This window comes from Thioalkalivibrio sp. ALJ3 (assembly GCF_000377205.1).
Taxonomy (GTDB): Bacteria; Pseudomonadota; Gammaproteobacteria; order Ectothiorhodospirales; family Ectothiorhodospiraceae; genus Thioalkalivibrio.
Genome location: NZ_KB897911.1, coordinates 84801 through 105479, shown reverse-complemented (window position 1 = coordinate 105479; position 20679 = coordinate 84801). Strand labels below are relative to the sequence as shown.

Here is a 20679-nt window from a genome sequence, read left to right as displayed (position 1 = left end):
CCTTGTGTCTTGCGGTTCACGGATCGCTACCATGGACCGCACCGGACTCGGGGTAACCCGATCGCATCCTGAGGTCACGAACCTGTGCCGTAGATGGGCCCCCGAGTCCTTTTTCATCTCGAAGTTTGAACGGTATCCAAGCTCCCCGTGAAGGGCGGGTGAGGCTGTACGGACAAGGTGAGAGGACGAGATGGCTCATATTGGCATTGATGTCAGCAAGAACAAGCTCGACTGCATGTGGGTCCGGGATCTGGAGGCGGGCAAGGTCAAGCCGAAGGTATTCCCGAACCGCCAGGACCAGTACCCGGAGTTGCTGCGCTGGCTGCAGCGCAACACGGGTGAAGCGCCCGAGACGCTTCAGGTGTATCTGGAAGCCACCGGCATCTATCACGAACCGCTAGCCTACTGGCTGCATGAGCAGGGGGTTCGGGTCTATGTGCTGAACCCGGCTCAGGTGCGCTTCCACGCCCAAGGCATGGGGGTGCGCAACAAGACGGATCGCAAGGACAGCATGATGCTGGCGCGTTACGGCATCGAGCGCGCGCCACGGCGCTGGCAACCTGAGCCGCCCGAGGTGCGGGAGCTCAAACGCCTGCTCAGCCGGCTGGAAGCCCTTGAGCAGGACATCCGGCGCGAGGAGAATCGCCTGGAGAAGGCGCAGTTCAGCGAGGACACCCTCGCCCAGGCGTCGATCGACAACGTGCTGCAAGCCCTGCGCGAGGAATACCGTCGGCTACAGCAGCAGATCGATGATCACTTCGACGCGCATGATCATCTCAAGCGGGATCGGGCCTTGCTGGAGAGCATCCCCGGCATCGGCCGGGTGTTGTCGGCGTCGATGGCCGCGACGTTGCGCAGCCGTGCGTTCACGAGTGCTCGGCAGGCGGCGGCGTTCCATGGACTGGTACCGGTCCTGCAGGAGTCCGGGACCTCGGTCCAGCGACCCCCGCGGCTGGCGAAGGCCGGCTCGGGGCGGCTGCGCAAAACGCTCTACATGGCCGCCGTCGTGGCCAGCCGCCACAACCCGGACGTACGGCACCAGTACCACCGTCTTCTGAGGCGGGGCAAGGCCAAGATGGCCGCGATCGGGGCAGCCATGCGCAAGCTCCTGCACATCGCCTTCGGCGTCCTCAAGTCGCAAACTCCGTATCAACCCCGAAATGACACGCCTTGCACCTCATAGGGCAAGACGGTATCTACGACCCTGCTGGTAGCCCTCGGTCAGTCCTCGAAGCGGGAGATGTCGCGCACCGCGCCGAAGGCGGCGGAGGTCGTCATCAGGGCGTAGGCACGCAGGGCCTGGGTGACCTCACGCTTGCGCGATTCGGGCTTCCAGGCCTTCGCGCCACGGGCCTCCATCGCCGCGCGGCGGGCCGCCAGGGTAGCGTCGTCGACGTCAATGCGGATCTCGCGCCCGGGGATGTCGATCACGATGGTGTCGCCCTCCTCGATCAGACCGATCGCGCCGCCCTGCGCGGCCTCCGGCGAGACGTGGCCGATGGACAGGCCGGAGGTGCCCCCGGAGAAGCGCCCGTCGGTGATCAACGCGCATTCCTTGCCCAGCCCCTTGGACTTCAGATACGAAGTCGGGTAGAGCATCTCCTGCATGCCGGGGCCGCCCTTCGGGCCCTCGTAGCGGATGATCACGACGTCACCCGCCTGAATCTGGTCACCAAGGATAGCCTCGACGGCCGATTCCTGACTTTCGAAGATACGGGCCGGGCCGGAGAAGACACGGATCGTCGAAGTGGGCACGCTGGTGGTGTAGCGCAGCTGCTGCGTTTCGAACATGCTCTCGTCGACGCCCGCGGTCTTCACGATGCAGCCGTCCGGGGCCATGTTGCCGTAGAGCACGGCCAGGCCGCCGTCCTGCGAGTAGGCATGTTCGATGTCGCGGATGCAGCCGTTCTCGCGGTCGATGTCGAGGCTGTCCCAGGTCTTGTCCTGGCTGAACGCGACTTGGGTGGGCACGCCGCCCGGCGCGGCCTTGTACAGCGTCTCGGAAGCGGCGGCGTGAAGCATCACGTCCCACTGCTCCAGCGCCTGGCCCATAGTGTCGGCGTGTACGGTCGGGACATCGCGGTGGATCAGCCCGCCGCGATCCAGCTCCGCGAGGATGCCGACCACGCCGCCGGCGCGGTGCACGTCTTCCATGTGGTAGAGCTGGGTGGCCGGGGCCACCTTGCACAGGTTCGGGACCTTTCGCGACAGGCGGTCGATGTCCGCCATGGTGAAGTCCACGTCGCCCTCGCGCGCGGCCGCCAGCAGGTGCAGCACGGTATTGGTGGAGCCGCCCATCGCGATGTCCAGGCTCATCGCGTTCTCGAAGGCCTCGAAGGTGGCGATCGAACGCGGCAGCACGGATTCGTCGTCCTGCTCGTAGTAGCGCTTGGCGAGCTCGACCACGCGCCGGCCGGCCTGTTCGAACAGCGACTTGCGCCCGGCATGGGTGGCCAGCAGCGAGCCGTTGCCCGGCAGCGACAGGCCCAGGGCCTCGGTCAGGCAGTTCATCGAATTGGCGGTGAACATGCCGGAGCAGGAGCCGCAGGTCGGGCAGGCGGAGCGCTCGATGGCCTCCACCTCCTCGTCGCTGGCGCTGGAGTCTGCGGCCTTGACCATCGCGTCCACCAGGTCCAGGTGGATCACGTTGTCGCTGCCCGGTGCCTGCACCTTGCCGGCCTCCATCGGGCCGCCGGAGACGAACACCACCGGGATGTTCAGGCGCATCGCGGCCATCAGCATCCCCGGGGTGATCTTGTCGCAGTTGGAGATGCACACCAGCGCGTCGGCGCAGTGGGCATTGACCATGTACTCCACCGAATCGGCGATGATCTCGCGCGAGGGCAGCGAATAGAGCATCCCGCCGTGACCCATCGCGATGCCGTCGTCCACCGCGATGGTGTTGAACTCCTTGGCCACACCACCGGCCTTCTCCACCTCGCCGGCGACCAACTGGCCCAGATCCTTCAGGTGCACGTGCCCGGGCACGAACTGGGTGAAGGAGTTGGCAATGGCGATGATCGGCTTGCCGAAGTCGCCATCCTTCATGCCGGTGGCGCGCCACAGGGCACGGGCGCCGGCCATGTTGCGGCCGTGGGTGGTGGTGCGGGAACGATAGGCGGGCATGGTCGGGTCTCGTGAACGTTTATGCAGATGCGGAATCGTACATAATGAACAGTACAAACCCCAGTATCCCGAGGTGCAGTCCATGAAAATTGAGGTTGAAAACATCAAGTGCGGTGGCTGTGCGAACTCCATCCGCAAGGGCCTGATGCAGGTCGAGGGTGTGGAGAGCGCGAAGGTCGATGTTGAAGGCGGGGCGGTCGAGGTCGACGCGCCGGAAAGCGCCCGCGAGGCGGTGGCCGCCAAGCTCGCCAGCATGGGCTACCCCGAGACCGGCTCGGTCTCCGGTCTGCGCTCCGCCAGCGCCAAGGCCAAGTCCTTCGCCAGCTGCGCCGTGGGCCGCATGAGCGGCGACTAACCGGCAGCAGACGAGATGCACTCAATCCCGCGTATTGCGCCCGCCCTCGTGGCGGGCGCAGCTTTGCTGGGGGTCCTGCTGCTGTGGGGCTCGCCTCAGGCCGGGCCCGGCCTGCCGGTCACCGAGCTCAAGGTCGGCGAGCGCACGCTCAGCGTGGAGATCGCGGCCGACGAGCCGGCACGCCGTCAGGGCCTGATGCACCGCGAGGAACTGGCCGACGACCAGGGGATGCTGTTCGTATGGGATCACCCGGCGCGCTACGCGATGTGGATGCGCAACACCTACATCCCGCTGGACGTCGCGTTCATCGACGCCGACTACCGCATCACCAACATCGAGACCATGGAACCACAGACCACCACCCTGCACGAAGCCAAACGCGACGTGCTCTATGCGCTGGAGGTCAACGCGGGCTGGTTTGAGGAAAACGACGTCAGCGCCGGCGACCGGATCGACGACCTCCCGCGCGCGCTGGGCAAGAAATAGCTCAGATCTCACACTGATGCGCGCGCGGCGCGCTTTCCCTACACTGTCCGACAAGCCCATCCGCGCGCGGACACGCCCGTGAACCCTCCCGCCACCGCCAGTGCCACGCCCGGCGCGCCCAGCGAAACCCGCGCCGCCCCGCACCCCTCGGAACTCGACTGGTTCCGCGGGGCGGTGCCGTATATCGCCGCTCACCGGGGTCGGACGATGGTTATCGCGCTGGCCGGCGAGGCCGCGCTGGCACCGGAGTTCCCGGAGCTGATGCGCGATATCGCCAAGCTGCACGCCCTCGGGGTGCGCGTGGTGCTGGTCTATGGCGTACGCCCCCAGATCGAGGCCCGGCTCGCCGAGCGCGGTCTGACGCCGCAGTACGCGGAGGGCCTGCGGGTCACCGACGCGCCGGCGCTGGAGGCAGTGCTGGATGCAGTCGGCCGGCTGCGCCTGCAGATCGAGGGGCTGCTGTCGCGCAGCCTTGGTCAGCCGGGCACCGGCAATGCACGACTGCGCGTGGCCAGCGGTAACTTCGTCACCGCGCGCCCCCTTGGCGTGCGCGGCGGCGTGGACTTTCACTACACCGGCGAGGTGCGCGGGGTCGATACCGAGGCCCTGCGCAACCTGCTGGACCGGGAACAGGTGGCGCTGGTTTCGCCGCTGGGGTACTCGCCCACCGGCGAGGTGTTCAACCTCTCGGGCGAGGACGTGGCGACCCAGGTCGCGATCGCCCTGAACGCGGACAAGCTGATCTTCCTGACCGAGGCGGGGGTCCTGCGCGATCCGGAACACGGGGTCCTGGGCCAGCTGACCGTGCCCGCCGCGGAACGGCTCCTGGCGGAAGCGGACGATCTGCCGGAGGAGCTGGCCAACCACCTCAAGAGCGCGATCGATGCCTGCCGCCAGCGCGAGATGCGCGTCCATCTGGTGGATCGCCATGACGATGGCGGGCTGCTGATCGAGCTGTTCACCCGCCAGGGGATCGGAACGCTGGTCTCGCGCGAACCGCTGGAGCGGCTGCGTCAGGCGACGATCGACGATGTCGGCGGCATCCATGCCCTGCTGCAGCCGCTGGAGGCCGAGGGCATCCTGGTCCATCGTGCGCGCGAGCATCTGGAACTGGAGATCGAGCGCTTCCAGGTGCTGGATGTCGACGGTCTGATCATCGGCACCGCCGCGCTGTATCCGTTTGGCGAACAGGCGGCGGAGATCGCCTGTCTGGCCCTGCACGCCGACTATCGTGGCAGCGGCCGGGGCGACCGCCTGCTGGCGGCAATGGAGTCACTGGCGCGGGAACAGGGCGCACGGCAGCTGTTCGTATTGACGACCCGCACCGCGCAGTGGTTTCAGGAGCGCGGCTACACGACCGGCCAGGTCAACGATCTGCCGCCCGAGCGGCGCGCGCACTACAACCAGGCGCGCAACTCCCGGGTCTACACGAAGCGGCTCCAGCCCTGAACCCTGCCGCCCGCGGCAGCCGCGCCGTCAGCGCCGTCGGTGGGTGACCTCCTCGCTCGACCCCCGCTCGGTCTCGGGCCGGCGATTGATCGGATAGCTGTCGGCGGGCCCGACGAAGGGCTGGATCAGCATGCGATCGAGCCGCTCCCAGGTGGGATCGCGAAACTGGTTGAGCCCGATGGTCATCCCCTCGTGCCCGTCCTGCGGCTGCGCCCGGTAAGTCCCCATAACCCGATCCCAGAGCGAGAGGTTGAATCCGAAGTTCGAGTTGGTCTCGTGCGGATACCAGGAGTGGTGGACACGGTGGAAGTCCGGCGTGACGACGAACCAGCGCAACACCCGGTCCACCGGGGCCGGCATGCGCACGTTGGAGTGGTTGAACAGAGCCAGCGAGCTGAGGATGACCTCGAAGATCAGTACCGCCAGGGCCGGGGCGCCGATTGCGACCACCACCATGGCCTTGATGCCGAACGACAGCAGGATCTCCAGGGGGTGGAAGCGCAGGCCAGTGGTCAAGTCGAAGTCGAGATCGGCGTGGTGCATGCGATGCAGCCGCCACAGCGACGGGATGGCATGAAACATCACGTGCTGCGCCCAGATCGCGAAATCGAGGACCACGACCGCAATCAGCACGACCAGCCAGAAGGGCAGATCCAGCACCTGCAACAATCCCCAGCCCTGGGTCTCGACGAAGAGCCCCAGACCCACCAGACCCGCCGGGAACAGGAACCGGGTCAGCAGCGTGCCGGTAATTACCACACCCCAGTTGTTCGACCAGCGATAGGCCTTGCCCACCGACAGGGGGCGCCGCGGCCCCAGAATCTCCCAGGTCGCCATGATCGCGAGAACGGACAACAGGATACCGATTCGAATAATCGGCTCCTGCGCCAGAAACCAGTCCGTCATGCGTGTGCCCTACGTGTCACTATGGGCGCCAGGGTGCGCCTGTATCTACTGACCGAAGCGGGCCTCGTTGCGTTCATGGGCTTCCTGGGCAGCTACGCTCAGCGTGGCGATCGGGCGCGCCTCCAAGCGGGCGATGCCGATCGGCTCGCCGGTCTCCTCGCAATAGCCGTATTCACCCAGATCAATACGTGCCAGGGCCGCATCGATCTTGTTCAGCAGCTTGCGGTAGCGATCCCGCGTGCGCAGCTCCAGCCCGGCGTCGGCCTCGTGGGTCGCGCGGTCGTTGGGGTCCGGTTCCTGCCAGCTCTCGGTGCGCAGGTGTTCGAGCGTCTGCTCGGACTCCTCGATCAGCTCCGCACGCCAGGCTTCGAGCTTGGCGCGAAAGTAGTCCAGCTGACGCGGATTCATGTAGGGTTCGTCCTCGGACGGACGATACCCGGACTCCAGGATGGTTTCGGCTTCTTGGCTCATATCGGCCCCTCGCCGGACCGTCTTCCGACCCCATGTCGGAACGGACCCGGCACGACGACAGGTACACCCGATCCAGTATAGGGCACTTCCCCGCGCGGACGGCAACCGCCGCGCAACAATCGCCGGACTTCATGGGAACCCATGCACACCATGACGACTATGCAGCGCCTGATCCAGATCAGTGATACCCACCTGGGCCGCGACCCCGGGCCGATCCGGGCCGGTTACCCGGACAGCGACACCCAACTGGCGCGAATTCTGGACGCGCTGCCCCGGGAACCGGCGGCGGACGTCCTGCTGCTGAGCGGCGATCTGGCCGAGGACCCGGAACCCGCCACCTACGCGCGGCTGACGAAGCGGCTGCGAGCACGCCACGAATCGATGCTGGCGCTCGCCGGTAACCACGACGATTCGCAGACCCTGCGCGCGGCACTGGAGCCCGGAACCTGCCAGGTCCATGGCGAGAGGATGCTGGGCCCCTGGAAGCTGGTCGGACTGGATTCCAGCACCCCCGGCGAGGCGGCCGGGCGTCTGGACGCGGCAGAGTGCGAACGACTGGAACGAAGCCTGTCGGCCGATCCGGACCGCCCCACGATCGTCGCGCTGCACCATCCGCCGGTGGCCATCGGCAGCGCCTGGATGGATCGGCTGGGGCTGCTCGATCCGGACGCGCTGTTCACGGTGCTCGACCGCCATCCGCAGGTGCGCGCCTGCCTGTTCGGGCACATCCACCAGGATTTCCGGGTCCGACGGGGCACAGTCGAATTCCTCGGTTGCCCGTCGACCTGCGTCCAGTTCTCACCGGGCTCCGAAGAGTTCGCCGTGGATGCGGCCCTGGACGCCGGCTACCGCGTCCTGGATCTGTACCCGGATGGGCGATTCAAGACACAGGTGGTCCGGGTGCCCGGGACCCACACAGCCGCGGGACATTTGGCATGAGCACTCAGGACACCCGCATCCACGCGCTGCAGCGATGGCTGGATACCCTGCCCGGGGAATTCGAGGGTCTGCATCTGCTGCGCGCGGATGCGAGCTTTCGCCGCTATTTCCGTGCACGCCGGGACGGGATGTCGGTGGTGATCATGGACGCCCCGCCCGAACGCGAGGCGACCGGGCCCTTCGTGCGGATCGCCTGGCTTCTGGAGGATCTGGGGCTGCGCCCCCCCGGGGTACTGGAACACGATCCCGACTCGGGCTTCGTGCTGCTGGAGGACCTGGGGGACCGCACCTTCACCCGGGCCCTGGCCGAGGGGGCGGACGAATGGCCGCTGTACCGGCACGCCCTGGATACGCTGGCTACACTCCATCAGCGCTGGCCGGAAAACGGACGCGCAGATGGCATCCCTCCCTACAACCACGAGCGCCTGCTCGCAGAGACGGGCCTGTACGCGGACTGGTACTGGCCGCGATTGAACGGCCGGGCGATGCCGGAACCGATGCGCGCCGATTTCGACGCCGCGTGGCACCAGGCCCTGGATGCCCTGCCGAACCTCCCGGAAACCCTGGTGCTGCGCGATTTCCATGTCGACAACCTGATGCTGCCCCCCGGCGACAAACAGGCCTGCGCGCTGCTGGACTTTCAGGATGCGGTCATCGGCAGTCCCGCCTATGACGTGGTCTCGCTACTGGAAGACGCGCGCCGCGAGGTCTCGGCCGACACCGTCACCCACGGGCTCGAACACTATCTGTCCATGGTGGACATGCCCCGCGCGTCGTTCATGACGCACTATCGCGTGCTTGGCGTGCAGCGCACGGTGAAGATCCTGGGCATCTTCGTGCGCCTGGCCGAACGCGACGGCAAACCCCGCTATCTGGAGCACCTGCCGCGCCTGCACCGGCTACTGGAACAGGGCCTGCGTCACCCGGAGCTGGAGCCGGTCGCTCGCTGGTTCGCCGCCCACACGGACAGGGAGCACGCCTGATGCGAGCGATGATCCTGGCCGCCGGACGCGGCGAACGCATGCGCCCGCTCACCGACCATTGCCCGAAACCACTGCTCCCGGTCGCCGGGCGCCCGCTGATCGCCTATACCCTGGAACGCCTGGCCCGGGCCGGCTACCGCACGGTAGTGATCAACACCGCACACTTGGGCGAACAGATCCGCGAGACGCTGGGTGCCGAATATGCAGGCACGCGGCTGTTGTACTCCGAAGAGCCGGAGGGAGCACTGGAAACCGCGGGGGGCATTCGCCAGGCCCTGCCCATGCTGGGCGACGGGCCGTTTCTGGTGGTCAATGGCGATGTCTGGTGCGAACACCCCCTCGACCCACCCGCCGAACAGGCCCTTGCGGAAGGCGGCCGGCTCGCGCACCTGGTGCTGGTAGACAACCCGCCTCACCACCTCCGGGGCGACTTTCGGCTCTCCGGCAGGCAAGTATCACTGGATACGGGCACACCGCTGACCTTCAGCGGCATTGGCTGGTATCACCCCGCGCTGTTCGCAGGCCTGCCTGAAGGGCGCTGCCCGCTCGGTCCCCTTCTGCGCGAGGCCGTCGACCACGGTCAGGTGAGCGGGGAACACTACACGGGGGACTGGCGCGACATCGGCACGCCCGAGCGCCTCGCGGCGCTGGAGACGGACATCGACCGGCGCCGACATCACGGCTTGATGTAGGTATACCCCGCACGCTGGAGTCGGGTCAGCTCGCCAATACCCGAGGGCACACGGTCCTCGGGCTGGGCATCGTAAAGGTCGTCCAGACCGATTCCCCGCTTATCCAGCGTGTTGCCGCACACGAGAAAGCGGACATCCTGCATCTTCAGTGTATCCACCGTTGCGCGAAGGTCCGGTTCATCGTTCGCGTACTGCAACAGGTTGACCCCGCCACCGTGCATCACGACCTTGATCTCCAGGCGATCCACACCGCTCCCGTCGATATGGTTTTGCAGATTGCGCAGGGCGTTCAGGTGCAGGGCCGGATCATCGGCGTTGATGTGGTAGACCACCTGCAGTGTGTCGTCGGCATCAGCGGCAACGCCGTTTGGCTCGGGCGCAAACAACGCCCAGGTGACCCCCAGCGACAGGACGAAAAGCGCCCCGGCCAGCAGCCCGCCCCGGCGCAGGAGAAAAGAGAGGACCTTCATCGCCAACTTGGCCCGACGAGACTACCCGCGACCGGGCCGATCATACCTTGATGTAGATCCAGCCTTCGGCCTGGCGGCGCGCGGCCTCGGCCACGCCGGAATCGATTCGTTCCGCCTGCGGGAGAATGTCCACCGTACCGCCCTCCTCACGCGCCAGACGTTCGAGCGTCTGGGCACAGGCCGTGAAACGCAGGCTCGAATATTCCTGGCTCAGCGCCGCGACACGCTCGGGATAAGGAGCCCGGTCCGTGCGCAGGAAGTCCATCGCGTTGTTGTGCACCACGACCTGCACGTTCAACTCGCGACCATCGGCCGCCGCGTCGCGGTACATCGCCTCGATGTCGTCCAGCAACTCGGCCATGGATTTCGGGTCGGCCTCGTTGATATGCAGCAGGATCTGGTCGGTCTCGGTCGCCGCGATGACCTGCGGCGCGTAGCCGCCAGCATGATCGCCGCGGGCAATCAGCGCCGTCTCGCCAGCGTCACCACCGATCCAGGCGGTCGGCTCGCCGCTGCCGAGGAAGCCGGCATCGCGCGTAATCTCGTAGCCCGCCAGCGACCCCAGCACCAGCGCCACGACCCCGGCCGCCATCGACGGAAACCAATGAGAACGCGGTGCCTGCGAAATCCGACAGCGTCCGCCGGCACCGGACTGGTCCGCCGGCACGTCCTCATAGGCCATGCTGACCAGCTCCTTGAGCTGATGCATGTCACAGACCTCGCGACTCAGCCGTTCGCTGGACGAGATCAATTTCAGCGTGTTGAGGCGATCCTCGGGCGAGAATTCGCCATCGACGAACGCGTTGAGAATCTCCTCGCTGGGGCGATCCTGCGCATTGAGACGGTGTTCAGCCATGCCGATTCCTCACTACCTGAAGATGGGGTCCATCGGCCGCTTGCCCCTTGTCGGCCTGCTGCTCCAACAACACCTTTTTCAGCTGCGCCCGAGCCCGGCTCAGGCGGCTCATGACCGTCCCGATCGGTACGTCCAGCACCTCCGAGACTTCCGAATACGCAAACCCCTCCAGGTCCACGAGCGACACCACCTGTCGGTGGTCGGCGCTTAACTGCGCCATCGCGCGGTGGACATCCGACACCATCCGGTTGCGTTCGGTCTGCATCTCCGGACAGTCCTCGCAGGGCAGCTCCATGCTGTCCACATCCACCGTGTCCTTCTGTCGTCTCCCCCAGTCCCGGTAACAGTTGGTCATGATGCGGAACACCCAGGCCTTCAGGGCGCTCTCGTCCTGCAGCGACTTCAGCCGCGTCAGGGCCTTCATCATCGCTTCCTGCACCAGGTCATCGGCCAGCGCGGCGTCGTGACACCAGGCAAATGCCATGCGGTACATCTGCGGTCGAAGGTCACAGACCTTCTGACGCAGCCGCCTCTGCGCGAACCAGGTCGCCATGTTGTATTTCCTCCATCCGCAGGGCCGTACGTGCGGCCTTGCTTGTTCTTGTACCTTGTAGGACGCTACCCAACGCAGCGCTATTCCGGACCACACAGCCTCCCCTTTGTGGACTGTGTCCCGAACCCCAGCTTCAGGATACCCAATGCCCTTCGATCCGCAACAACTGGAAGATTCTTTTGCGTTCGACCCAGAGACCACAAGCGATCTGCGTGAACGCTGGTCGCGCCTGATCACCAATGCCGTCTGGGGCGATTTGAAGACCGGAACCATCGGTGCCGTGCCACGCCTGCGCAAACGCCTGCTGGAGCTGGGCGAAAACCTGCGATCGCTGCTGTCCGACCGCGCCTGGATCCCGCACGAGCGCGAACGCGTGAAGGGGGCGATGGCCGCCGCACTCAACCTGCGCGACAGCCTGCAACAGACCGACCGCGCGGCGAAACTGCTGAACGGTGGCGAGGATTTCGCGGCCTTCGAGTCCGACTACCTGGCGTTTCGCAAGGTGCTACTGACCTTCCTCGAAAAGCACGAACAGGCCTGGGGCGATCTCCTCGAAAGCCTCTACGACGACGCGCCGGACGAGGACTGATCTTGGGCCAGGAGATCGCCGACGAGCACTTCGACGCGCAGGACTTCGAGCGGTTTCGCACTGCCCTGGTTCGTGAGACGGCGCTGCTGCACGAGTGGCTGGACCAACAGGCGGATAGTCCCGAAGCCCCGCCACGGCTCGGGTTCGAAATCGAAGCCTGGCTTTGCGACACCGCCGGGAGGCCCCTCCCCGTCAATCAGGGAGTCCTGGAGTCCATGGACAGCCCCCTGGCCACTCTGGAGCTCGCGCGGTTCAACCTCGAACTCAACTCATCGGTCTTCCGTGTGGGCCCCGGGTGTTTTGCAGCCATCTTTTCGGAATTGAACGAGACCCTGCGACAGGCGCGCCGCGCCGCCCGCCACCAGCATGCCGAGTTGTTGATGGCGGGCACGCTCCCGACCCTCCAGCCAGAGGACCTCGGCCTGCATCACATGTCGCCCCAGGCGCGTTACCGTGCCCTGAACGCGGCCGTACTGGAACAGCGGGCCCAACGGCCACTCAAGCTCGACATCGTCGGTCGCGAGCACCTGCAGCACGTTCATTGCGACGTGATGCTGGAGGCCCTGGCCACCTCGTTCCAGGTCCACACGGAGACCCGCCCGGCGATTGCCCACCGCGCCTACAACGCGAGCCTGGTGGCCAGCGCGCCCGTACTGGCTGCGGCCGGCAACACCCCGTTTGTGTTCGGGCACGACCTGTGGTGCGAGAGCCGTATCCCGGTGTTCGAGCAGTCGGTCGAGGTCGGCGGCTTCGCCGACAGCGCCCGCGGGCCGATCCGGCGTGTGACCTTTGGCACCGGCTACCTGCACCGCTCGATTGGCGAACTCTTTACCGAGAACCTGGAGCACTTTCCGGTGCTGCTGCCGGCGCAGCTGGATGCGCCACCCCGCGAACTGTGTCATGTAGCTCTGCACAACGGGACCATCTGGCGCTGGAACCGTCCCATCGTGGGTGTCGACGAACGCGGTCGACGTAACCTGCGCCTAGAGTTCCGCTGCCTGCCAGCCGGCCCGACCCTGATCGACATGCTGGCGAACACAGCGTTTGCGATGGGGCTCACCGAGCACCTGATTCACGAATCGGCCGACGGGACACTGGACACACCCTTCTCGGAGGCACGCGACAACTTCTACAATGCCGCGCGCTACGGGCTGGATTCCCGGCTACGCTGGGGGCACGCAGAGCCGGAACCGGCCCCCCGCCTGATCCGGCGGCAGCTCCTGCCCCGGGCCGCCGCGGGTCTGGACCACCTGGGTGTGGATCCGGCCGAGGCCAACAGTCTGCTCGGGATTATCGCGGCGCGCACCGCGGCGCGGCAGACCGGAGCGCAATGGCAACGCGACTGGGTGGAACGCCATGGACGCGACTGGGCCGGCCTCGTGCGCGCCTATCGCGGCTGGCAGAACACCGGCTCGCCGGTCCACACCTGGGGGCTCTGATTCGAACCATGAACACGACCCTGCACGAACTGCACGAACTGCCCGAGGGCTTTCTCGACACCACCCCGGAGAACCTGCACGAGTGCGTACCGGAGCCCACCCTGATTCACCTAGAGGGCCAACGGTCGCCGGCGGTAGCAGTCGTCCTGCTGCTGCATGGGAACGAGCCCGTGGGCCTGCAGGCGATCCAGCGGCTGTTGCGACACTACACCGGGAAGCCCCTCCCGCGGGCACTGACGCTGATCATCGGCAACCCGCGCGCCGCGGCCGTCAACCAGCGCCACCTCGACGAGCAGCCGGATTTCAATCGCATCTGGCCCGGCACAGAGCAGCCGGGGTCGCCGGAGGCCGATCGATTGGCCGAGGTCTGCCGCCGCCTGGAGCGGCACGGCCTGTTCGCCGCGGTCGACCTGCACAACAACACCGGACGCAACCCGCATTACGCCTGCATCAACCGCCTGGATCCGGCATTCATGAACCTGGCGGCACTGTTCAGCCGCACGGTGGTCTATTTCACGCGCCCGCGAGGTGTGGCCTCGATGGCCCTGGCAAGCATTGCCCCCTCGGTCACGCTGGAGTGCGGCCCGCCCAATGACGAATCGGGCATCCAGCACGCTTGCGAGATGCTGGACGCAGTGCTGCACCTGGATCATTTCCCGGAACAGCCGCCGCGCGCTGGCGACATCGAAATCTTCCACACCGTGGCCCAGGTACGCGTGCGGCCCGGGCTGCAGGCCGGGCTGGACGCGCAGCACGATGTCCGGCTCGAACCCGACCTGGACCGCCTGAACTTCCAGCTCCTGCCGGCCCGCTCGACACTGGTGCGTATCCGTCCGGAGGTGGACAGCCCACTGGTGGCGATCGCCGAGGATGGACGCGAAGTGACAGCGGAATATCTGGAAACCCGCGGCGACGAGATCCGGCTCAAGCGCGCAGCGATGCCGTCGATGTTGACGCTGGACACACGAGTGATCGCGCAGGACTGCCTGTGCTATCTGATGGAACCGCTGGCCCTGCCCTGAGACTTTGGGTCGCCCCTGGCACTTCCCGGGGCGACCCGCTTGGCGCTACTTCTTGCTGCTCGCCCGGCGCTTGGCCGCGGTGGTGCCGGTCTTGCCATCGTTCAGGCTGATGATCTGCGTCTTGCTGGTGCGATGGCGGTAGATCTCGCGCAGGTAGCGAATCGCCTGTTTGACGTTCTCGCGGCTAAGACGGATGTCGTTGATCGAGACAAAGCTTTTCTCGTCGCTGCACATCTCGCGATACTTCTTCTCGTACATCGGCTTGATCGCGTACCAGTTGGTATCGAGGATGCGCGTCGGGTTCTCGAACTCATTGAGCATTTCGTCCACGCGCTGCTCGTCGAATTCCTCCGCCCGGATCAGATCCAGCACCGCATGGTCGAGGGTGTCGTCGAAGCGTGTCTTGTCATTGGCGAAGCAGCGCTTGATGTAGGCCACGAACAGGGTCAGGAAGTCGTCCGACAGGCAGGGGCTCTTCACCACCAGGGTCGTCAGCGACAGGTTGGCCGAGGCCCCGATGACCAGGGCATAACGCTTGAGCGTGGTGTTCGGGAACAGCCCGTTCAGGTGCGTCTTCAGCCGGTTCAGGTCCATGTAGGACAGCTTGTAGTCCTTCGGCAACGACAGGATCGTGACGATGGACGAGCAGTTCTTGAAGAAGTGCAGGTCGCGCAGGTGGACCGCGTCCATGCTCGATTCCTTGTACTTCTTCAAGGCTTCGCGGTAGCGCGGCGCATCGATCGGCAGCAGGCTGATGCCCTCGATCGCCTCGGTCTGCTTGTTGAAGTGCGGCAGATCGATGGACCGATAAAACAGATCGTCGATATCCAGCGGACCCTGCCCGACCGGGGCGTGCTCGCCAGTGGCCACCTCGGACTCCGCATAGGCCACGGCGACCGGCCCCGCAAGACTCATGAACAGATCGTTCGCATCGAGGCGAATGGTCTCGCCAATGTCGACCCCCGCGCGGCGGAAATAGTCCTCGTCGTAGTCCGTGGTAACCGCCTGCGCAGTCAGGATGTTGAAGATCTGCTGGGAGATGTACTGGTTGGCGTACTTCTCCATGGCGTTGACGTCGACATTGCGGATATTGCCGTCGTCGGTCTCCTCCGCGTAGCGCATGATGTCGTTGGAGATCAGCATCATCGCGTTCCAGGGACGGATACGATGCATCATGTCCTCATCGCGGGTCTCCTCGGCCTCGAAGTTGTAGGAGAAGTCCCATTCCTCCGCGAGATACTTGCACAGCAAGCGCCCGGCATTGATGTGCAGCGCCTCGGACATCTCCACCCGGTTGTCCTGGATGTTCGGCAGGATGCAGATACCGGCGGCAAAGATCGGCTCGAACACGAACGAGTGGTCACGATTGGCCTTGTCGCGCTTTTCCAGCTTCGGGTCGAAGGTCTTGCGCATGTAGGAGTACTGCTGCGCCAGCCCGAATTCGGAGGCCATGCCGGAGCCCGTACCCCCGCCCGCGCTGAAGATGTAGAAGTACAGCCGCGACTGGTTGGCCTTGATGCCACAGGAGTCGATCAGATAGGAGTGGATGAACTTCCAGTCCTCGTTGGAAAACTGATCGGTGTCCTTGTTCAGGATGATGCGCGCAAGGTACTGGCCCAGGATAGGCGCGTTACCGGCCCCACCGGCATGCACCTCGGACAGATCCATGATCTTCATCTTGTTGTAGTTGTCGATGAAGTTGTCCTGCCCGGCACGGCTGGAGAAGCGGATGCGTCCCTCGATGTCCTTGTCCAGATCGCCCAGCATCACCATCGGTTCGATCAGGAACACCGGCTTCACCGCATTGGACGGCGGCAGGTTCAGGCTCTTGCGAATCCAGCGCAGCGGCCGCATTTCCTTCTCGCGCCCGCCATTTTCCTCGTTGTCCAGCTCGCGCATGTATTCCGAGCGAGCACTGTGGACCAGAGCAGCGACATCCAGGGCCACATTGGAGCCACACCGCCCGACACCGATCAGACACACCGACGGGAAACACTGCTGCTTGTGCTCGTCTGCTGCGCCTCCCTTGGTCAGCCGCGGGAAGACCGTGCTACGCAGGTGGTCGAGATTCTCGAGGATTCGGTCGAGGTCGCGCTCGGTAAAGTAGTGTGGCTCCGTGCGCTCCTGGGTCGTGCGCATCGAGGCTCGGCCGCCGCCGGCGGCCGGCATGGCCGTGCGCGGTCGGACAGGCATGGCTCCCCCTCCTTCACCCATTGCGTTGTCCGTGTCTTCGGACGGGGTCTCCGGCGCGGTATCGCTGGGCCTGGATGTGGACATGCCTGTACTCCTGTATGAATCACCAAGAATGAGTGCTGGTTCCTTGCGCCTCGCACTAAAGCATGGCAGACGCGGGGTTTCAACCAGACAGGAGTGACAGGGCCGCCGATGAGCGGCGGCGGTGCTTCAGACGAGGCAAAGGGGCTCTCCCGGCGGAAGGAGACTCATACCAAAGGATGGCGATACGATCGGATCGACGCGCCAGAAAACTCAGTCTTCGCGTTCGACGCGCTCGAGCAGCTGCTGGACGTGATCGCCCTTGCGGTAGTTCGGCAATTCGCGCTGCATGTCGGCCAATGCCTTCTCGCGCGCCTGCTCGCTGTCGTACCAGCGATAGGACTCCCAGTCGGGGCCCAGCAGATGCGGCATGGACATGGTGCTGCCTTCCGGCAGGCGGATGCGGATTCCGAAACGTTTCATGGAGTTCGTCCGAGGTTGGTCCCAATGAGCCGGGCCGGCCGAGGCGCAGTCTAGCGGAGCCCCGGATGACCAGCAACAAGCCCGCCCACAGCCCGGGAACGAAAAAAGGGCTGCCTGGGCAGCCCTTTCATGAAGACGGTGGTGGCTACGCCCTGATTCGAACAGGGGACCCCATCATTATGAGTGATGTGCTCTAACCAGCTGAGCTACGTAGCCACGCGGGCTGCGAATTCTCCGGAGCTGTCCGCACAAAGTCAAGTTGATGCGCGACGCAGGTCAGATCTGCAAACGCGCGACAACCCGCCCGTTCTTCAGGTGTTCCTCGAGGATCTCGTCGATATCGTGCTCGTCGTGGTAGGTGTACCAGACCCCCTCCGGGTAGACGACGGCGATCGGCCCTTCATTGCATCGGTCCAGACAGCCAGCCGTGTTGACCCGAACCTGCCCCTTACCGTGGATTCCCATCGCCTTTGCGCGATCCTTCGCATAGGCGCGCATCTCGGTCGCCCCATGGTCCTCGCAGCAATTGCCGTCCTCGCGACAGTTGGTACAAAAGAAGATGTGGCGTTCGTAGTAGCCCATCGTGTGCTCCGTCATTCGATCAGCGCATGATAACGCGGGGCGCGGAAGATCCGGTTAGTGGAAGCGATAGACCAGTGTGACATCGGTGATGGTGTCGGTGTTTTCGGTGCCTGGTTCAACGTCGGTGTTGTGCTTCACCGTAAAGCTGGTGCGTAGCGCCAGGCGACTGGTCATGTCCGCGGTGAGCGAAAGGATGTTTTCGATCTCGGTGTTGTCCGAACCATAAAGGATTAGCAGCTCGTCGGTCAGGCGCGCGTTTTCGGAGAGATCCCAACGGAAGTTGCCACCAAAGCGTGCGACCGGCTCGCGCTCTCTGCCGCCTTCGGTACGCTTCCGATACTGCCGCATACCCCCGCCGGCTTCGGCATCCAGCTTGACCGTTTCGCGATCCACCAGGCGACGACCATAACCGGTGGTCAACGAGCCCTGATACACATAGCTGCTGAATCGGTCGCGCTCGTAGCGCGCCGCACCGAACAGATAGTCATGCTCACCCAGCTTGCGATCCAGTTGGTAACTCCCGACATAGCGCTCCCCCGTGGTGTCGTCATCCTCCTCGTGGTAGTAGCCGTCCAGACGCAGGCGGTTACGCCACTCCTCGCTCGTGTGCTGCGAACGGAAGCGCGCGTGGGCCTTGGTGGAATCGGTGTTGCCGGTGGTCTTGGAGGCCCCGAGCTCGATGCTGGTTTCCCAGCCCTCTGCGTCCCAGGCGACGGCTGGCAGGGCTGGTATGCTGACCAGCATGAACAGGGCAAGCGAGGAACGAACTGGGCGGGACGAACGCAGCATGGAAGACCTCCCGAGGCAGAGTAATTGGGGCGAAACCCTAGCAAAGCCCCTCGGTTCTTCGGACCAACCGCCACGGTTTCAGGGTCTTTCCGCAGCCGATCAGTGCGTGCACTGCGGACTGTGCCTGCCGCACTGCCCCACCTATGCCTGGCACCGGGTCGAAGGGGATTCGCCGCGCGGGCGCCTGACCCTGATGCAGGGGCTGGCCCAGGGCCGGCTGGAGCCACAATCATCCCGCCTGCGCGAGCACCTGGAGGGCTGCCTCGGCTGCCGCAGCTGCGAGGTCGTCTGTCCGGCACGTGTCCCGTTCGGCGCATTGATGGATCGCGCACGCGAGATCCTTGAGGACCACCCACCGAAGCCCCGCCCCGGCAGTCTCAGATTGCGACAGTCCCTGCAGACCGCTGCCCTGCGCCATGGGCCGCTGCGTGCCCTCGGGGGCGTGACCGCCCGCGTCGCCCGCAAGACCGGGGTGCAACGCTGGCTGCGCTCCGGCCAGCCGCTGTGGCGCATCCTGGACCATACCCGTGCCTCGCTGGCACCGGCGCCGCAGCTGACGGGCACCGTCGCCCCGGAGCACGCCGATGCCCTGCTGTTTATTGGGTGCATGGATCGCTTCTTTACCGGACCGGACCTAGAGGCCGCGCTCGCCGTACTGCAACAACTCGGATTCCGGATCGCGGTGCCGCGCGGACAGGTCTGTTGCGGGGCACTGGGACAGCATGGCGGGCGGCCACAGGCGGCACGCACCCTGCAACAGCGCAATCAGGAGATCCTGGACGGCGAGGCCCCGGTGATCACCCTGGACAGTGGGTGCGAGGCCACGCTGAGCGAAATCCCCGAAGGCGACCTGGGCCGCCGCAGCGTCAGCCTGACTCGGTTTCTGAGCGAACACCTGGCGGCCGAGTTCACTCCCCCGTCCTGGCTCGACACCCCCGTCCGCGTCGCGCTGCACTTCCCCTGCACCCTGCGCAATGTCACCCGCGAGGCTCGCGAGCTGACCGCACTGCTGCAACGACTGCCGGGCATCATTCTGACCGACGTATCCGATGCCCCGAACTGCTGCGGCGCCGGTGGCACCGCGATGCTTGCGCTTCCCGAGATGTCCGACGGGCTGGGCACGGCCACCCTGGATGCGCTGACCGCCGATACCCCCGATGTGATCGTGAGTGCAAATGTCGGCTGCAGCGTCCACCTGCGCGCCCTGGCCGAAGATCGCGGGGGGCCGCCCGTCCTCTCGCCGGCCCGCTTTCTCGCCAGCCGGCTAAACTCCAGCGCCTCTACGACCTGACGACCGCAATCGCTTGCGTTACGCTAGGGAAACACTGATTAATGTAGACGCTCGCGTTGGCACCCCAGGTTTTCCGAGACAAGGCGCGTCGTGCAGCCGGTAGTGGTTCTACCGACAAGCGGCGCAACGCAGGATCGGGGAACCTGGGGTGCCAACCCCGAAGGGGCTCGGCCGCTTTTGCGCGCGCACGGCGTTGCGGCTCCCTTGTGCAGAATGACTGCACGGCAGTCACCGCGCCTTGTTCGCACGCAAAAGCGACTCGAGCGCGAACGTCTACATTGATCAGTGTTTCCCTGGAACCATTCCCTGCGAAACGGGCACCACCATGCGCAAACTCAGCCCCCTGGATCACCTGATCGGCCAGGCCGATGCGTTCGTCAAGGTCGTGGCCGGCCAAGCCCGCTCCACCGGCCGCCCGTCGCCCGGGGGCGACGACTGGCCGCACTTGGAAGAGGACGACCGCAAGCTGTCGACCCGCCTGATGCGGGTCAACCATGCCGGCGAGGTCGCCGCGCAGGGGCTGTACCAGGGTCAGATGCTGACCGCGCGCAACCCGCAGATCCGCGAGCACCTGGACCAGGCCTCGCGCGAGGAAGGCGACCACCTGCACTGGTGCGCGCAGCGTGTGCACGAGCTGGGCGGCCACACGAGCCTGCTGGGGCCGTTCTGGTACATCGGTTCGTTCGGGCTCGGCGCCGTGGCGGGACTGGCAGGGGATGCGTGGAGTCTGGGCTTTATCGACGAGACCGAGCGTCAGGTCGAGCGCCACCTGGACCGCCACCTGGAGCGCCTGCCGAAGAGCGACGAGACCTCCGCCCGTATCCTCGAGCAGATGAAGCAGGACGAGGTGGAACACGGGGCGCATGCCATGGCGCTGGGCGGCCGGCCGCCCCCCTGGCCGGTACGCAACGTGCTGATGCCGCTCACGTCCGGCGTGATGACGCGCACCGCCTACTGGATCTGACTCGGCTCGCCGGCACCACC

At 65.6% G+C, this 20679-nt stretch carries 22 protein-coding genes and 1 tRNA gene; 12 read left to right on the top strand and 11 right to left on the bottom strand.

Annotated features, from left to right (window positions below):
- The first annotated feature begins 190 nt into the window (after window positions 1-190).
- A complete protein-coding gene (locus C935_RS0111885; protein ID WP_018862131.1) occupies window positions 191-1183 on the top strand; it encodes an IS110 family transposase in 993 nt (330 codons plus the stop codon).
- A 38-nt stretch (window positions 1184-1221) separates the two neighbouring features.
- Here C935_RS0111885 and ilvD read toward each other — a convergent pair whose 3' ends face one another.
- Window positions 1222-3126, bottom strand: coding sequence for a dihydroxy-acid dehydratase (gene ilvD, locus C935_RS0111880; RefSeq protein WP_018862717.1), 1905 nt, complete (start codon window positions 3124-3126; stop codon window positions 1222-1224).
- 82 nt (window positions 3127-3208) lie between these two features.
- On the opposite strand from ilvD, the gene C935_RS0111875 reads away from it, so the two are divergent.
- The 3 genes from C935_RS0111875 to argA all read left to right on the top strand — a co-directional run bounded on the left by C935_RS0111875 (window position 3209) and on the right by argA (window position 5416).
- Window positions 3209-3481 (top strand): heavy-metal-associated domain-containing protein, encoded by a 273-nt coding sequence (locus C935_RS0111875; protein ID WP_018862716.1) that lies wholly within the window; start codon window positions 3209-3211, stop codon window positions 3479-3481.
- 15 nt (window positions 3482-3496) lie between these two features.
- On the top strand, window positions 3497-3967 hold the full coding sequence (locus C935_RS0111870) for a DUF192 domain-containing protein (protein ID WP_018862715.1): 471 nt from the start codon (window positions 3497-3499) through the stop codon (window positions 3965-3967).
- A 78-nt stretch (window positions 3968-4045) separates the two neighbouring features.
- On the top strand, window positions 4046-5416 hold the full coding sequence (gene argA, locus C935_RS0111865; RefSeq protein ID WP_081616609.1) for an amino-acid N-acetyltransferase: 1371 nt from the start codon (window positions 4046-4048) through the stop codon (window positions 5414-5416).
- A gap of 27 nt (window positions 5417-5443) precedes the next feature.
- Here argA and C935_RS0111860 read toward each other — a convergent pair whose 3' ends face one another.
- Window positions 5444-6322, bottom strand: coding sequence for a sterol desaturase family protein (locus C935_RS0111860; RefSeq protein ID WP_018862713.1), 879 nt, complete (start codon window positions 6320-6322; stop codon window positions 5444-5446).
- Window positions 6323-6367: 45 nt separating this feature from the next.
- On the bottom strand, window positions 6368-6793 hold the full coding sequence (gene dksA, locus C935_RS0111855; RefSeq protein WP_012983659.1) for an RNA polymerase-binding protein DksA: 426 nt from the start codon (window positions 6791-6793) through the stop codon (window positions 6368-6370).
- Window positions 6794-6934: 141 nt separating this feature from the next.
- Here dksA and C935_RS0111850 point away from each other — a divergent pair, with 141 nt between their 5' ends.
- The 3 genes from C935_RS0111850 to murU are packed head-to-tail and all read left to right on the top strand — an operon-like array spanning window position 6935 to window position 9407.
- Complete coding sequence (locus C935_RS0111850; RefSeq protein WP_019572124.1) at window positions 6935-7732, top strand: phosphodiesterase; 798 nt, start codon at window positions 6935-6937, stop codon at window positions 7730-7732.
- Window positions 7729-8715 carry an aminoglycoside phosphotransferase family protein gene (locus C935_RS0111845; protein WP_018862711.1) on the top strand — a complete coding sequence of 329 codons (987 nt, stop codon included), beginning with the start codon at window positions 7729-7731 and terminating at the stop codon, window positions 8713-8715. Before C935_RS0111850 ends, C935_RS0111845 begins: the two co-directional genes overlap by 4 nt.
- The gene (gene murU / locus C935_RS0111840; RefSeq protein WP_018862710.1) at window positions 8715-9407 is read left to right on the top strand and encodes an N-acetylmuramate alpha-1-phosphate uridylyltransferase MurU; all 693 of its coding nucleotides are present in this window, start codon (window positions 8715-8717) and stop codon (window positions 9405-9407) included. The genes C935_RS0111845 and murU overlap by 1 nt, the downstream gene beginning before the upstream one ends.
- Here the strand turns inward: murU and C935_RS0111835 are convergent.
- The 3 genes from C935_RS0111835 to C935_RS0111825 are packed head-to-tail and all read right to left on the bottom strand — an operon-like array spanning window position 9392 to window position 11286.
- Window positions 9392-9877, bottom strand: a complete 486-nt coding sequence (locus C935_RS0111835) for a DsrE family protein (protein ID WP_018862709.1) — start codon at window positions 9875-9877, stop codon at window positions 9392-9394. The two genes, murU and C935_RS0111835, sit on opposite strands and share 16 nt — an antisense overlap.
- Window positions 9878-9917: 40 nt before the next feature.
- Window positions 9918-10733: a hypothetical protein gene (locus tag C935_RS0111830; protein ID WP_018862708.1), complete on the bottom strand. Its 816-nt coding sequence runs from the start codon at window positions 10731-10733 to the stop codon at window positions 9918-9920.
- On the bottom strand, window positions 10726-11286 hold the full coding sequence (locus C935_RS0111825) for an RNA polymerase sigma factor (protein ID WP_018862707.1): 561 nt from the start codon (window positions 11284-11286) through the stop codon (window positions 10726-10728). Before C935_RS0111825 ends, C935_RS0111830 begins: the two co-directional genes overlap by 8 nt.
- 145 nt (window positions 11287-11431) lie before the next feature.
- Here C935_RS0111825 and C935_RS0111820 point away from each other — a divergent pair, with 145 nt between their 5' ends.
- From C935_RS0111820 to C935_RS0111810, 3 genes are read left to right on the top strand one after another with little or no spacing between them, the layout of a single operon-like run.
- Window positions 11432-11875 carry a hypothetical protein gene (locus C935_RS0111820; RefSeq protein WP_018862706.1) on the top strand — a complete coding sequence of 148 codons (444 nt, stop codon included), beginning with the start codon at window positions 11432-11434 and terminating at the stop codon, window positions 11873-11875.
- Window positions 11876-11877: 2 nt separating this feature from the next.
- The gene (locus tag C935_RS0111815; protein WP_018862705.1) at window positions 11878-13314 is read left to right on the top strand and encodes a glutamate--cysteine ligase GCS2; all 1437 of its coding nucleotides are present in this window, start codon (window positions 11878-11880) and stop codon (window positions 13312-13314) included.
- 8 nt (window positions 13315-13322) lie between these two features.
- Window positions 13323-14336 (top strand): M14 family metallopeptidase, encoded by a 1014-nt coding sequence (locus C935_RS0111810; RefSeq protein ID WP_018862704.1) that lies wholly within the window; start codon window positions 13323-13325, stop codon window positions 14334-14336.
- Window positions 14337-14381: 45 nt separating this feature from the next.
- Here the strand turns inward: C935_RS0111810 and C935_RS0111805 are convergent, their stop codons facing one another.
- The 5 genes from C935_RS0111805 to C935_RS0111785 all read right to left on the bottom strand — a co-directional run bounded on the left by C935_RS0111805 (window position 14382) and on the right by C935_RS0111785 (window position 18404).
- The gene (locus tag C935_RS0111805; RefSeq protein ID WP_026278786.1) at window positions 14382-16613 is read right to left on the bottom strand and encodes a hypothetical protein; all 2232 of its coding nucleotides are present in this window, start codon (window positions 16611-16613) and stop codon (window positions 14382-14384) included.
- A 210-nt stretch (window positions 16614-16823) separates the two neighbouring features.
- Window positions 16824-17033 carry a hypothetical protein gene (locus C935_RS0111800; RefSeq protein ID WP_018862702.1) on the bottom strand — a complete coding sequence of 70 codons (210 nt, stop codon included), beginning with the start codon at window positions 17031-17033 and terminating at the stop codon, window positions 16824-16826.
- Between the two features lie 139 nt (window positions 17034-17172).
- Window positions 17173-17249 (bottom strand) — tRNA-Met (locus C935_RS0111795).
- 60 nt (window positions 17250-17309) lie between these two features.
- Entirely contained in the window at window positions 17310-17615 is a 306-nt protein-coding gene (locus tag C935_RS0111790; protein ID WP_018862701.1) for a ferredoxin, read from the bottom strand.
- Window positions 17616-17669: 54 nt separating this feature from the next.
- A complete protein-coding gene (locus C935_RS0111785) occupies window positions 17670-18404 on the bottom strand; it encodes a YdiY family protein (RefSeq protein WP_018862700.1) in 735 nt (244 codons plus the stop codon).
- 106 nt (window positions 18405-18510) lie between these two features.
- On the opposite strand from C935_RS0111785, the gene C935_RS0111780 reads away from it, so the two are divergent.
- Window positions 18511-19695: a (Fe-S)-binding protein gene (locus C935_RS0111780; protein WP_018862699.1), complete on the top strand. Its 1185-nt coding sequence runs from the start codon at window positions 18511-18513 to the stop codon at window positions 19693-19695.
- A gap of 325 nt (window positions 19696-20020) precedes the next feature.
- Complete coding sequence (gene coq7, locus C935_RS0111775; protein ID WP_018862698.1) at window positions 20021-20659, top strand: 2-polyprenyl-3-methyl-6-methoxy-1,4-benzoquinone monooxygenase; 639 nt, start codon at window positions 20021-20023, stop codon at window positions 20657-20659.
- The last annotated feature ends 20 nt before the right edge of the window (window positions 20660-20679 follow it).